The following is a 12,588-nucleotide window of genomic DNA, read 5'->3' as shown; positions in this document are numbered from 1 at the left end:
CAAGAAGGACAAAGGAGCATGCGTGATGAACACGGTAGACTCGATGACGGGAAGGCCGAGCGTTGATCGTCCTTGGCTGAAATATTACCCGGAAGCACTTCAGAAGATGATACGTCTACCCGAATGCACGGTGGAGGAGTATCTCCACGCCAGCTGCCCGGGGGACGACGTGGACGCCATCGACTTCTATGGTACCCGCATTCGCTGGAGCGCGGTCTTTGGCCAAGCGGATCAGGCTGCACGCGCGCTGCGCAGCCTTGGATTTGGTGAGGGGGACCAGATTCCTGTGTTCCTCGCCAACGTCCCCGAGTTCATCTACCTCCTGCTCGCCGCCGAGAAGATTGGCGCCTCGCTGCTGAGCCGCGACAATACCCTGCGCGAGAACGTTGAGGCAGTGCGCAACTCCGGCGCCAAGGCAATGTTTGCCCAGGACTGGCTCTCACAGGACGAGCTCGGTCGCTTCCTTGCCGATACGGACGTGGAGCGCGTTGTGCTCCTCGACGCGTGCAACTCCTGCAGCCGCGATGACATGCCCGATTACGTCCGGGCCAATCTTGACCGTCACTATCCCGCCGAGAAGGCCCACGGCTCAAAGACCTTGACCTGGGACGAGTTCCTTGCCCTCGGCAACAGCTATATCGGTGAGGTCTACGCTCCCACCGACATCGATCGCCCGCTTTTCCGCGCCTACACCAGCGGATCTACCGGCCCCTCCAAGCAGGTTATTCATTCCGCGCGCACCATGCTCTCGGTCATTGCGCAGATGAACTTCTACGCTGGCTCCACCGATCAGCGCCCCACCTGGATGGTCACGTGCCTGCCGCCTACGCTTGTCGCCGTGGTGGTTGCCATGGTGCTGATGCCGCTCGCATCCAACAAGCTCCTCATTCTCGACCCGTACTGTGCCGTGGAGGACGTCGATCTTGAGCTGATGCGCAACAAGCCCAACAGCTGGCCCATCATCCCGATGTTCATCGAGACCGTTATGCGCAATGGTCGCGTGCCTGACGACTACGACCTCTCTCACCTCACGGCAGCGGGCGCCGGTTCCGAGTCCTACAACAACAATCAGATGCACCGCGCGCAGAAGTTCCTCGAGGACCACAACTGCCACATCCGCTTTACCACCGGCTACGGCAGCAGCGAGGCGGGCTCCAACGTCTCCCTGCCGATGGCGCCCCACCCCATGGGCAACGGCAACGTTGGCATCCCCATGCTATTTAACACCGTCAGCGTGTTTGAGCCGGGGACCCAAAACGAGCTGACCTACAACCAGATGGGAGAGATTTGCATCGCCGGACCCGGCCTCATGCTGGGATACGACAATCCCAAGGCCACCACAAAGGCGCTGCAGAAGCATGCCGATGGTCGGACCTGGCTACATACCGGCGACATTGGCTGGATGAATGAAGACGGCGTCATCTACGTGCAGACGCGCGGCAAGGCAACGCGCTTTGGCGGTGGCGACCTCGCAACTCTCCCGCTTGAAAACATCGTGGCGGACGCCAACATCCCAGGCATCGACGACGAATTCTTCGTGCTGGTCCCTGACGTGGAGCACACGCGCCACTTCCTGCCCTATCTTTTCGTGGTGCTCAAGGACGGCTACACCCTCGCTGACATAGAGAAGCCTGTGCGCGACTGTCTGCCCGAGGAGTACATGCAGCCCGTCGAGATTCGCCAGCTGAACGCCCGCCCCTTCTTCCACTACAAGACTAATCGTATCGGTCTTTCACAGAAGATTCTGGCCGAGAAGACCCAGAAGACCGATGAGATGGACGCTCTTAACGAAAGATGCTAGGCCATCTTACTTATCCGTTTCCTGACTGGTCTGTCGGGCCGCACGCTCTGCTCCTCTTGGGCGGGCGTGCGGCCCGTTCTGATACGCCCACGCCTCTCTGCCTTCCACTAGGCTTCGGACAACGCTTTGATATCAGCGATGCGGTCCGCCAAAGTCTACGGGGTCGCGGCCCGGCCTCCATGGACGCCATGGAGGCCGAGGCTGAGAGGCAGCACATGTGCACGGCGCGCATGGCGTCGTTGCTTAGTGCCTGATTGACGGCGGGCGAGGACGCGATGGCCGGGAGTCGGGTCCACTCGGGCTTCGAACATGCCCGGGAGGTCCCGCGCGCCGCGCCGTGGTACCCTCCGGAACGAGAAGCGCGCGAGGCCCGTCTTCCTGCAGGTGATGCTAGGGTAAAATCCGAAGGAAGGGACGGGAGTGTCCCGCTCACGCCCCCTTCGCAAACGCTGACGCCTAGGCACGATCCGAGGCAGACCAACAGTAACGCTATGCTAACCTACTTCAAAGTTGCTCAACTAACATCGTCAGAGTTATGATATATGCATCCTATAATTCGTGCATAGACTGATTTCGTAATGGCCTATGCCGAATTTGGCTGACTAGGAGAAGGGACTTTGGAGATGGTTTTTAGGAGCAAAGGAAAGCTGGCGGCGAGCGTGAGCCTTGCCGCTATGCTTGCGCTGAGCCCGGTCGCTGCTCCGGTAGCAACCGCACTTGCCGCGGACGGAAACGCTGGGGTAGGCGTCGAGGCTGAAGATGCAGAAACGTATACGGTCACTTTTATATTCGGTAACGGCCTTAACGATGATAAGGTCGAGACCTATGAGGCTGGCAAGCGAGTGAGCAGGCCGACTGGCTACCGCGTCACCCAAGGCGAGACCATCTATGGCTGGTACACGGACCCCGAATTCACCGACGAGTACTACTTCAACACGGGCATCGATCAGGACCTAGTGCTCTACGCCAAATGGGGCGAGAGCGAGCACACGGTAACGTATTGGAACGAGACGTCCTACGACGATATGACTGACGCGAAGCCGTATCTTGTCGAAACCGTAGGGCACGGCAAAACGCATCCGCGGCCGGACGATCCTCCTGCGCGCGACGGTTACAAGTTCGAGGCCTGGTACTCTGACAAAGAGTGCACACAGCGTTACAACTTCAATGCCGTAGAGGCTGATACTGACGTTTACGCTGGCTGGACGAAGGATCCGACGGTCACGTATTACCTGAGCCCTGAGTCTAAGGAGCCCTTCTACACTGTCACGGTTGATCTCGACCTCAGCCCTGATGAGCAGACAAAACTGCTTAACAAGACTGCAGCGTTCAAGCACCTTGACGTCGAGATTCCTGAGGACTATGAGTTCGACGGCTTCTATACCACCCCCGACTACTCGGGAAGTAAGTTCACGAGCTGGGGCAGCGTAAGAGAGGACACCACGCTCTACGTCAAGTTCAAGCAGACTCCCGTTGTGACCTATGACTTCCAGCTCGAGGGTGTGGAAGACCAGACCGCCGAGGTCTATTTCGGCGACTATGCCGACCCGATGACCTACGACGATAATGAGGGGAACGTGATTGCGGGCTGGTACACCGACCCTAAGTGCACCGAAGAGTACGACTTCACCGAGCCCGTCATGGGCGACATGACGCTCTACGCCAAGTGGGATGCCAAGCAGTTCTCCGTCACTTTCGACGACGGCATTGATGGCAACGAGGACGTCGTCTCGACGGTCGACTACGGCGAGCCCGTTGCCAAGCCCGCCGACCCCGTCCGCGAGGGCTACGACTTCGCCGGCTGGTACACCGATGAGGCCTGCACCGTGGCCTACGACTTCGCGGCCCCCGTCGAGGGCGACATGACGCTCTACGCCAAGTGGAATCGGACTGTCGCTATGTACCGCCTCTACAACCCCTACACTGGCGAGCACTTCTACACCTCCTCGACGGACGAGCGCGACTCGCTCGTTTCGGTGGGCTGGAAGGACGAGGGCAAGGGCTGGGTCGCACCCTCGTCGGGTGCTGAGGTCTACCGCCTCTACAACCCCTACGTCGAGGGTGGGGATCACCACTATACTCTCTCGGCCGACGAGCGTGACCACCTCGTGTCGGTGGGCTGGAAGTACGAGGGCGTAGGCTGGTATTCGGCCTCCGACGAGAGGGGGGAGAACACGGTTGAGGGCGCGGTGGAGCTGTACCGCCTTTACAACCCTAACGCTTCGACTGGTACGCACCACTATACTCTCTCGGCCGACGAGCGTGATCACCTTGTGTCGGTGGGCTGGAAGGACGAGGGCGTGGCCTGGTACGGCATTGGGTAGGGGTGATTATCACTCGGGTTGCTGTTGATTCGATCTTGAATTGAGGGCGCGTGGGGTTGACGGATTTGCCCGCCGATCCCACGCGTCCTTTACAGACCGAGGGTTGATTGACCTGGCAGAGGGGAAGAATAAATAGGGGGCAGCGGTCCCTCCCTAGAAACCGTTACTCAAGTTTGGTCGCCTATCACTTCTTGTAGCCATATCGTTCGTGTATGCGCCGCATATTTTGGGCTATTGGGGTGTAATCTGGCTGCCAGCGATTGTGCCGGGCGCAACCATTATGCTTCTTGCGGCCGAACGGGCTGTCTTTCAAGACACGTATCGACTCCGTACCCCTGCACGTGTGAGCACTTCTATACGTCAAGCGTCGTAGAGCACGGCAGCCTGATTTCTACGCCTAGGTCTGGGGGTCGGTTGGGTTGCCCCGACCTCAGGTGAGCCCGTCTATCGTCTCTATAATCCCTTTGTGCCGGGTGGGGACCATCACTACATCACGAGTAAGCTTGAGTGTGACTCACTTGTCGCTGCAGGCTGGAGCTACGAAGGCGTGGGCTGGCGATCGGGCGGCTCCCAGCAACCTGACGATTCGCAGACCCCCCGTTGTCCATTGGACTCCCGGCGGAGAGGTCTGGCACTCAACGAGGAACTGCCCCTAGCCTAAACGTTCTACTACGATATATTCCGCCTCCATTACTGATGTCCAGTCTGCGGGCAAGAGTCGGCCATGAAAAACTGCTATTAGTCGGTTGAGGGCCCTTTGTAGCCGAGCTGCTTCGGAGCACCCCGTCAAAGCCGAGCGACCGGAAATGATTGCTCGGCTTCTTTTGCTTTGGCGTTTTATTTATTTTTAGTTAGAACGCGTAGTAGCAGCTCTCAGGTAGTCCGGGTCTCAGGTTAGGGGTATAGTAGGGATCGGCGCGTGAGAACCTTTCTGCCCACCGAGCGGTAAGTGTTGCCTTCTCTTTGAGATAGCGTGCCCTGCCTGCAGGGTCCTCGTCAAAGCCCCTGCTGAGAGATTCGTAGTGATAGAGCGTAACGAGAGGGCTATAGACAATCAGCAGGTCCTTCTCCCGAAGCCTGAAGCAGTAGTCGATGTCATTGTATGCCACCGCAAGCTCCTCGTCGAAGCCTCCCACGAGGTCAAATGAGGAACGTGACGTCATCATGCAGGCCGCTCTGCGCGCTGCTCCGCGAGGGCCTGCGTCGCCTCCTCGTCAACGGAGACGTACACCGTCACGAGCATGTCCTCGCGCTTGGTGAACGTCCGGGTCTCGCTGCTTGCGGAGAAGATGGTCTCGCCCTGGGTGAGGACGTTCTTGTCGACAGAGAAGGAGTAGGTGCCCGCCTCGTAGCCGCTGAGGGAGTACGAGGTGCCGGGTGTGGCCGGAATCGTCTCGTTGACGGCCTTGCCGTCTTCCGTAGTTCCCGACACCGTGACGGGAATCGACCCGTATGTCGCATCCCAGTTGTCGGCGCTGACGATGAGCCCAAGCGTCCCGTTCTGGGGGACAAGGGCAAGTTCGATGGCAACGTCGACGTCCTTCTCGAGCTCGAGGGTGCAGGTGGTGCGGGGCTCTGTTGGCTCGAAGAGCTCCTCGCCCCGCTCAAGCGAGGCTTCCTCCACGGTGAACGAGTAGGTGCCGGCTTGGTAGTCATCCAGGGTGCTCGTCGTTCCGGGGACAACCTCCAGCGAGTCGCTCACCTCGTCGCCTGACTCCGTGGTGTCATCGACGCTGATGGTGACGGCCTCGTATTCCTGCCGCCAGGCCGGCGCGTCAACGGAGACCCTGATGACGCCCGGTTGAGGAGGGATGTACGTCGAAAGCGCGGCACAGACGAGAATACCGAGCGCGCTGAGAGCGACGGTGGCGTGCGGGGCCCTCACATACGGTCGCGGCACCTTGAAGAATGCGAGCGCGAAAAGCGCGAGGATGCCGAGCGCCACTCCCGCCCAGGGGAGCGTGCGTGCGGCAAGTGCGAGAACGCACGACGCGACGGCGAGCCAGAACGGCAGCTCGAAGCGCTTCCCCTTGGGCGGGACGTATCCCACCTGGGCAAACTCCTCCTCTGAGGGCTCGTCAGAAGGGGTCTTGCCGTGCTTCTCGGTCATGGGGGCGCTCCATTCCTGACGCCTGCCGGGACCGTTCGTCGGGGCAGCAACGTGCTAGCTTCCTGTCAGTATACTCAGGACAGGATGAGGGTCCTTGCCGTTGAGCGTTCGTTCGGCTGGCGGTCTCGAGAGGGGACGAAGATGGTGGACATTGGCCAGCTTGCAGCGTGGGATTTGGAGGAGCAGTCGTTTCCCGGCACACATACGGACGATCCAGTGGGAGTAATGCTTCGTCTCTGGAGGGGCGTTCGGCCATTCCGCGCTGCGGAGTCACTTGAGGCGGAGATGGACTCGCTTAGGCCGCAGTTCTATGAACGCAGGGTGTTTGAGGCGCCTCGTCCCACCCTGAGCGAGGTACAGGAGGTGCTTTCCCGCGAGGCGGACGAAAAGGTGAGGCCCCGTGCGTTCTGGAAGACCTGGCAGATGAGGGATGAGTATGTAAGGAATCGCGTCAAGGAGCGCTATGCGGAATTAGTTGCGGCTTGGGAGCGGGAGAGGGATGCCTTTGACGCGCGTGAGGGCCGCATCGCCGAGGAGCGGGATGCCGCGGCCGAGGAGAAGTGCGAGCGCAGGCGCGAGCGGATTCGCGAAGTGCTTGCAGGAGATGCGCACGCTGTCAGGGAGGGCGTCGAGAGGCTCTCCTCGGAGTGTCCCACACCACTTCCGTTTATCTTGAGGTGTGTCTATTACGAGGATGAGGGTCGGATGGTGGCGGAAGTCGAGTTACCGGCTCCGGACGAGCTTCCACAGACTACCGTAGAGCTAACGAAGAGCGGAAAGCGCCGGGTACGGCCCAAGACGCAGCGGGCGCTCCGCGAGGAGTACGCTCGGTATCTCTTTGCCCTTCTTGCATATCTCGCACACGGGATGTTTGACCTGAGCCCCGCGATTGTCTGTGTCGCCGTCTCCGGATATCGGACCAATGAAGACGCTGTCAGGGAATGTGTCCTGTCCATCTTGTTTGATAGGGAAGGGTTTACGGCAGCCCTTGATGACATTATGGACCCGGAGGCGTTCTGTCTGAGCTTCGAGCATCGTTGCCGGATGACGAAGACGAAGGTCATCAAGGTGGTTGAACCTCTGGAGCGTCTGTAGCGAGATATCGCGGAGGGGTCGCTTTGCCCTGCGTTCCAAACCGCGTGATTAACGCGCACTCGCGCACGTCCTTCTCGGCATTTGCCCTGTTGGGCGACCCGGAGGCGTGCACGAGTGCGCGTTAATGCGGGCGCCGACGCCCCGCTTGACAACCGTCCGAAATCGGACTAACCTTGCCTTCCGCACGTGGGGGAGCACGACGGGGCGGGGCAATGGAGACAAACGAACCCGAGGTCACGAGCGCGCGTCAGCTCGACGTCCTCTACCAGAAGACCGACAAGGTCTACTACGAGCTCGCGCGTGGCTGCGGGCTCTCAGAGACCGCGTACTGGATTCTCTATGCGGTCGAGGTCTCGGGCGGCAGCGCCACGCAGGCGCGCATCGCCGAGGAGTTCTCGTACTCGCGGCAGACGGTCAACTCCGCGCTCAAGACGCTCGAGGCGCGAGGGCTCGTGGAGCTGGCCTCGTCCGAGGGAGACCGACGCTCCAAGGTGGTGTCGCTCACGCCGGAGGGCCGCGCCTTCGCGGACGAGCGCATCGTGCCCGCCATCGAGGCCGAGGACCGCGCGTTCGGCACGCTCCTTCCCGAGGAGCGCGCCGAGTTCCTGCGCCTGGCCGACGCCTACGCGCGCGCCATAGACGACGAGCTCACCAGACTGAGGGAGAGGGGAGCAACCGAGTGAGCAAGAGACAGAAGGGGCGGGACTACAGCAAGCGCACCTCCGCGCGGCTTCTGCTGAGCCTCGTCTCGCCGTACAAGGGGCTTCTCGCCGCCATCTTCGCGGCGGCGATCTGCGACATGACGGGGATGCTCTTCATCCCGACGCAGCTCTCCGCCATGGTGAACGTCGCCGTCAACACGCGCGACATGTCGGCCCTCATGGGGCACGGCGTGGCCATGCTCATCGCCGCCCTCGTGGGGTCGGGCGGCTACCTCACCACCGTCTTTCTCGCCTCGCGTCTGTGCGCCAAGGTGGGGCGCGACCTGCGGACGCGGGTCTATGACGCGTCGCTCGCGTTCTCGGGGTCGGACTTCAACGCCTTCGGCACCGGCTCCATGATCACGCGCACGCTCTCGGACGCCAACGTGGTGCAGCAGACGCTGCTCATGTCCATCCTCATGATCTTCCCGGTGCCGCTCGCGTGCGTGATCGCGGTGGCGCTCGCGTTCTCCACGGACGCGGTCATGGGCTGGGTGCTCCTGGCCGTGACGCTCGTGGTGATCGGCATCTGCGCGCTCGCCGTGGCGAAGTCCGCGCCCATCTTCACGCGCCTCCAGGGCTTCATCGACAACATGAACACCCGCCTGCGCGAGTCCATCACCGGCGTGCGCGTGATCCGCGCCTTCGGCAAGGAGGCCCGCGAGCGCGGCCGCCTCGGCGAGACGTTCGAGGACTTCGCCACCAACGCCATCCGCGTGAACTTCGTCTTCGCGCTCACGGACTCCATCACGTTCTTCCTCATGAACGCCGTCGAGGCCGCGATTATGTGGGTCGGCGCGGACCGCGTGGGCGCCCACGCCATGCAGATCGGCTCGATCAGCGCGCTCGTGGAGTATGCGATGCTCATCATGATGTTCCTCATGATGGCGCAGTTCGCCATCCTCCAGGTGCCGCGCGCCCTGGCGTGCCTCACGCGCGCCGCCGAGGTGCTCTCCCGCGAGCCCGAGATCGAGGACGACGACGCCCCGGCGCGGCTTGCGGCCGCGGCGGGGGAGGGCGCCGGCGGGGACGAGGTCGCGCGCTTCGACCACGCGAGCCTGCGCTTCTCCGACGCCGACGAGGACACCCTGCACGACATCTCGTTCACGCTGCGCCGCGGCCAGACCACGGCCATCATCGGCAACACGGGCTCGGGCAAGTCCACGGTGGCCAAGCTCCTGCTGCGCTTCAACGACGTCACGGGGGGCAGCCTCGCCTTCGAGGGCGCCGACGTGCGCCGGCTCTCGCAGGACGAGCTGCGCCGCCGCATCGCCTACGTGCCGCAGAAGGCGTGGCTCTTCTCGGGCACCGTGGCGGAGAACCTGCGCCACGGCGACGCCGGCGCGACCAATGAGCGGCTCTGGCACGCGCTCGACGTGGCGCAGGCGGGCTTCGTGCGCGAGCTCCCTGAGGGGCTGGGGACGCGCGTGGCGCAGGGCGGCACCAACTTCTCCGGCGGCCAGCGCCAGCGCCTCGCCATCGCCCGTGCGCTCGTGCGCAAGGCCGACCTCTACGTCTTCGACGACTCGTTCTCCGCGCTCGACTACAAGACCGACGCCGCCCTGCGCCGCGCGCTCGCGGGCGAGCTCGCCGGCGCGGCGACGCTCATCATCGCCCAGCGCGTGAGCACCATCCACGACGCCGACCAGATCGTCGTCCTCAAGGACGGCGAGGTCGTGGGCCTGGGGACCCACGACGAGCTCATGGCCGGCTGCCCCACGTACCGTGCCATCGCAGAGTCCCAGTCCAGGGGGGAGGACGCCCATGCCTAGCAGCGAGAAGAACGTCGAGCTCGACGAGCTTGCCGAGCTCGAGAGGGGGGAGGCCCCCTCCGGGCGAGCCGCGGCGCCGGACGTCCCCGAGGAGGAGCTCGAGGTGCCCGAGGACGCGCTCGGGACCGCGCGGCGCCTCTGGGACGCCGCGCGCGGGCAGCGCTGGCGCCTCGTCGTGGCCGCGGCGTGCTCCGTGCTCTACGTGGCGGGGTCCCTCGGCGCCACCGCCTACAGCGCGGGGCTCATCGACCTGCTCTGGAACAACATCCAGTCCACCTTCGAGACCGGGGCGCCCTTCGTGGTGACGCTCGAGAACGGCGCGCTTCAGATCCTCACGTTCCTCGGCATCTGGACGGCCTCGTGGGCGGCCTACACGGCGCAGGTGCTCGTCATGGCGAGCTTCGCGGAGCGGCTGAACCTCGGCCTGCGCCGCCGAATCGGCGAGAAGCTCTCGCGCCTGCCGCTCGCATACTACGACGCGCACCAGCCGGGCGACACCATCAGCCGCGCCACCAACGACCTCGACAAGGTCTCCGAGGTGCTGCAGCGCGGGCTGCTCCAGCTGCTCATCGCCGTGTGCATGGTCGGCGGCGCCGTCATCCTCATGGCGACCTACGACCTCATGCTCACGGGCGTGTTCGTGGTCTTCGGCATCATGGCGAGCGTGGCGACCAAGCTCGTGACCGCGCGCACCCTGAAGCTCGCCGCCGCCCGCCAGGCCGCCCTCGGCGACCTCACCGGGCGCGTGGAGGAGGCGTACTCGGGCCGCGCCGTCATCAAGGCCTTCGGGCGCGAGGACGCGAGCCTAGCGGAGGTGGCAGAGGCCGCCGAGCGCCTCGCCGAGACCTCGGGCGACGCCGACTTCGTGACCAACGCCATCGCGCCCGCCATCCGCCTCCTCATGCGCCTCTGCCAGGTGACCATCGGCCTTCTCGCCGGCGGCATGCTCGTGATGGGGCAGATCTCCGTTGGCGTCTTCCAGGCGTTCTTCCAGTACGTCATGCAGGCGTCCGAGCCCTTCACGCAGCTCGCCCTCACGGTGAACATGCTCCAGGGCGCCCTTGCAGCCGCCGAGCGCGTGTTCGCGTTCCTGGACGAGGACGAGGTCGTGCCCGACCCGGCCGCGCCCGCCGAGCTTCCCGAGGCCGTGGAGGGCCGCGTTGCCTTCGAGCACGTGCGCTTTGGCTACGCGCCGGACCGCCCGCTCATGCGCGACGTCTCGCTCGTGGCCGAGCCCGGGCAGAAGGTCGCCATCGTCGGCGCCACGGGCGCGGGCAAGACGACCCTCATCAACCTGCTCATGCGCTTCTACGAGGTGGACGGCGGCCGCATCACGCTCGACGGCGTGGACACCCGCGACCTCACGCGCGCGGAGCTGCGCCGCCAGTTTGGCATGGTGCTGCAGGACGCGTGGCTCTTCGAGGGCACGATCGCAGAGAACATCGCCTACGGCAAGCCCGGGGCCTCGCGCGAGGAGGTCGAGGCGGCCGCTCGCGCCGCGCACGTGGACTTCTTCGTGCGCACGCTCCCGCACGGCTACGACACGATGCTCTCCAACGACGCGGAGAACATCTCCCAGGGCCAGCGGCAGCTGCTCACCATTGCGCGCGCCATGCTCACCGACCCTGCGATCCTCATCCTCGACGAGGCGACCTCGAGCGTGGACACCCGCACCGAGCAGGCCATCGTTCGCGCGATGGAGGCCATCATGGAGAACCGCACGAGCTTCGTGATCGCGCACCGGCTCTCCACGATCGTGGACGCCGACCTCATCCTCGTGATGGAGAAGGGCACCATCATCGAGCAGGGCACGCATGCGGAGCTGCTCGCCGCGGGCGGGGCGTACGCGGAGCTGTACCGGTCGCAGTTCGCGTAGCGGGCGGAGTCTGCGCGTCGTCGGATTCGGGGTTATGGCAGCCAGACGGCTCCTGGCGTCACGGAACTGGGGGTTATGGCAGAAATCGGCCTGCCATAACCCCCGGAGTCGCAACGTATCGGGAAGAACGACCTGTTGGCGTCCGACGGAGATTGCCACGACCCCCAAAACGCCAACGCCGGGCGCCGCCTGGCTGCCACGACCCCCAAAACGCCAGCGCGAGGCTAGTGACGCCCCCTCCTCATCCTGCATCTTCAGCGTGACGCCAGATTGCGCAGGTCGCTCGGCGGGCGACGCGTGCCCGAGGCTGAGCGCCCGACAAACGACGAGCGCGACCGCCGGGACGGTCGCGCTCGTCGCTTCTCGCGTTATCGGATGAGGCTAGTCGCATGCCCCGCAGCTCTCGCACTTCTCGTTCTTGGGGGCGCCGCCCTTGTTGCGCTGGTCGGTGTTGTAGAAGCCCGAGCCCTTGAAGACGATCCCGGAGGGGTCGAAGACGCGCTCGGCCTCGTGGCCGCAGCTGGGGCAGCTGACCTTGGGGTGAGCGCTCATCGGGTGCTCTACCTCGAACGTCGCGCCGCACTCAGGGCAGTGATAGTCATAGCGTGCCATGGTTTCCTCCGTGAAGCTCCAGATGTCCAAACGCATGATACTTTACCCAAACTCGCAGCTCGCATGCCCGACGTTTTGGCCGTACACGCGCTCCGCGCAATCGGGATCCGCCCCCGGGGCAGCGTGGCCTGCAATCAGGCGGATAGTGCGAAGAATCGTCGTTCCTCCCTGCAATCGGGCGGATAGTGGGAAGCTATTTTCCCGCCTGATGAGGTGGCGCAGAAGATGCCAACAGGCAATTTGCCGCGCGAGAAGGGGATGGCGGCGTTCAAATCCGCCTTTCAGTCCGAAAAACGC

At 63.6% G+C, this 12,588-nt stretch carries 11 protein-coding genes; 7 read left to right on the top strand and 4 right to left on the bottom strand.

Going from position 1 to position 12,588, the window contains the following annotated elements; genetic code table 11:
* Nucleotides 1–106: 106 nt before the first annotated feature.
* The 3 genes from E0L17_RS07005 to E0L17_RS11265 all read left to right on the top strand — a co-directional run bounded on the left by E0L17_RS07005 (nt 107) and on the right by E0L17_RS11265 (nt 4,786).
* Nucleotides 107–1,801: a class I adenylate-forming enzyme family protein gene (locus tag E0L17_RS07005; protein ID WP_206109051.1), complete on the top strand. Its 1,695-nt coding sequence runs from the start codon at nt 107–109 to the stop codon at nt 1,799–1,801.
* A 623-nt stretch (nt 1,802–2,424) separates the two neighbouring features.
* Nucleotides 2,425–4,125, top strand: coding sequence for an InlB B-repeat-containing protein (locus tag E0L17_RS07000; RefSeq protein WP_286163363.1), 1,701 nt, complete (start codon nt 2,425–2,427; stop codon nt 4,123–4,125).
* A gap of 403 nt (nt 4,126–4,528) precedes the next feature.
* Complete coding sequence (locus tag E0L17_RS11265; RefSeq protein ID WP_353652963.1) at nt 4,529–4,786, top strand: hypothetical protein; 258 nt, start codon at nt 4,529–4,531, stop codon at nt 4,784–4,786.
* Nucleotides 4,787–4,976: 190 nt separating this feature from the next.
* On the opposite strand, the gene E0L17_RS06995 is transcribed toward E0L17_RS11265, so the two are convergent.
* Both E0L17_RS06995 and E0L17_RS06990 read right to left on the bottom strand, forming a co-directional pair.
* The gene (locus E0L17_RS06995) at nt 4,977–5,261 is read right to left on the bottom strand and encodes a glycosyltransferase family 2 protein (protein WP_167930544.1); all 285 of its coding nucleotides are present in this window, start codon (nt 5,259–5,261) and stop codon (nt 4,977–4,979) included.
* A gap of 26 nt (nt 5,262–5,287) precedes the next feature.
* Nucleotides 5,288–6,235, bottom strand: coding sequence for a hypothetical protein (locus tag E0L17_RS06990; RefSeq protein ID WP_167930543.1), 948 nt, complete (start codon nt 6,233–6,235; stop codon nt 5,288–5,290).
* A 141-nt stretch (nt 6,236–6,376) separates the two neighbouring features.
* Between E0L17_RS06990 and E0L17_RS06985 the strand changes: the two genes are divergently transcribed.
* From E0L17_RS06985 to E0L17_RS06970, 4 genes are all read left to right on the top strand, one after another.
* Nucleotides 6,377–7,330: a hypothetical protein gene (locus E0L17_RS06985; protein WP_167930542.1), complete on the top strand. Its 954-nt coding sequence runs from the start codon at nt 6,377–6,379 to the stop codon at nt 7,328–7,330.
* Nucleotides 7,331–7,542: 212 nt separating this feature from the next.
* Complete coding sequence (locus tag E0L17_RS06980; RefSeq protein ID WP_167930541.1) at nt 7,543–8,013, top strand: MarR family winged helix-turn-helix transcriptional regulator; 471 nt, start codon at nt 7,543–7,545, stop codon at nt 8,011–8,013.
* Entirely contained in the window at nt 8,010–9,803 is a 1,794-nt protein-coding gene (locus E0L17_RS06975; RefSeq protein ID WP_353652960.1) for an ABC transporter ATP-binding protein, read from the top strand. Before E0L17_RS06980 ends, E0L17_RS06975 begins: the two co-directional genes overlap by 4 nt.
* On the top strand, nt 9,796–11,679 hold the full coding sequence (locus E0L17_RS06970) for an ABC transporter ATP-binding protein (protein WP_167930540.1): 1,884 nt from the start codon (nt 9,796–9,798) through the stop codon (nt 11,677–11,679). Before E0L17_RS06975 ends, E0L17_RS06970 begins: the two co-directional genes overlap by 8 nt.
* Before the next feature lie 381 nt (nt 11,680–12,060).
* On the opposite strand, the gene E0L17_RS06965 is transcribed toward E0L17_RS06970, so the two are convergent.
* Nucleotides 12,061–12,291 carry an FmdB family zinc ribbon protein gene (locus E0L17_RS06965; protein ID WP_167930539.1) on the bottom strand — a complete coding sequence of 77 codons (231 nt, stop codon included), beginning with the start codon at nt 12,289–12,291 and terminating at the stop codon, nt 12,061–12,063.
* A gap of 42 nt (nt 12,292–12,333) precedes the next feature.
* A partial coding sequence (locus tag E0L17_RS10930; RefSeq protein ID WP_206109050.1) for a hypothetical protein occupies nt 12,334–12,588 on the bottom strand: 255 nt, incomplete at its 5' end.

It is taken from the genome of Olsenella sp. SW781, assembly GCF_012027725.1.
GTDB lineage: Bacteria > Actinomycetota > Coriobacteriia > Coriobacteriales > Atopobiaceae > Thermophilibacter.
The sequence above is the reverse complement of the archived record's forward strand: the minus strand, read 5'-3'. Positions and strand labels throughout refer to the sequence as shown.

Excerpts from the sequence above, each read along its gene's own strand:
- E0L17_RS07005 (WP_206109051.1), top strand. The coding sequence starts at position 107 with ATGATACGTCTACCCGAATGCACGGTGGAGGAGTATCTCCACGCCAGC.
- E0L17_RS07000 (WP_286163363.1), top strand. The coding sequence starts at position 2,425 with ATGGTTTTTAGGAGCAAAGGAAAGCTGGCGGCGAGCGTGAGCCTTGCC.
- E0L17_RS06990 (WP_167930543.1), bottom strand. The coding sequence starts at position 6,235 with ATGACCGAGAAGCACGGCAAGACCCCTTCTGACGAGCCCTCAGAGGAG.
- E0L17_RS06985 (WP_167930542.1), top strand. The coding sequence starts at position 6,377 with ATGGTGGACATTGGCCAGCTTGCAGCGTGGGATTTGGAGGAGCAGTCG.
- E0L17_RS06980 (WP_167930541.1), top strand. The coding sequence starts at position 7,543 with ATGGAGACAAACGAACCCGAGGTCACGAGCGCGCGTCAGCTCGACGTC.
- E0L17_RS06970 (WP_167930540.1), top strand. The coding sequence starts at position 9,796 with ATGCCTAGCAGCGAGAAGAACGTCGAGCTCGACGAGCTTGCCGAGCTC.
- E0L17_RS06965 (WP_167930539.1), bottom strand. The coding sequence starts at position 12,291 with ATGGCACGCTATGACTATCACTGCCCTGAGTGCGGCGCGACGTTCGAG.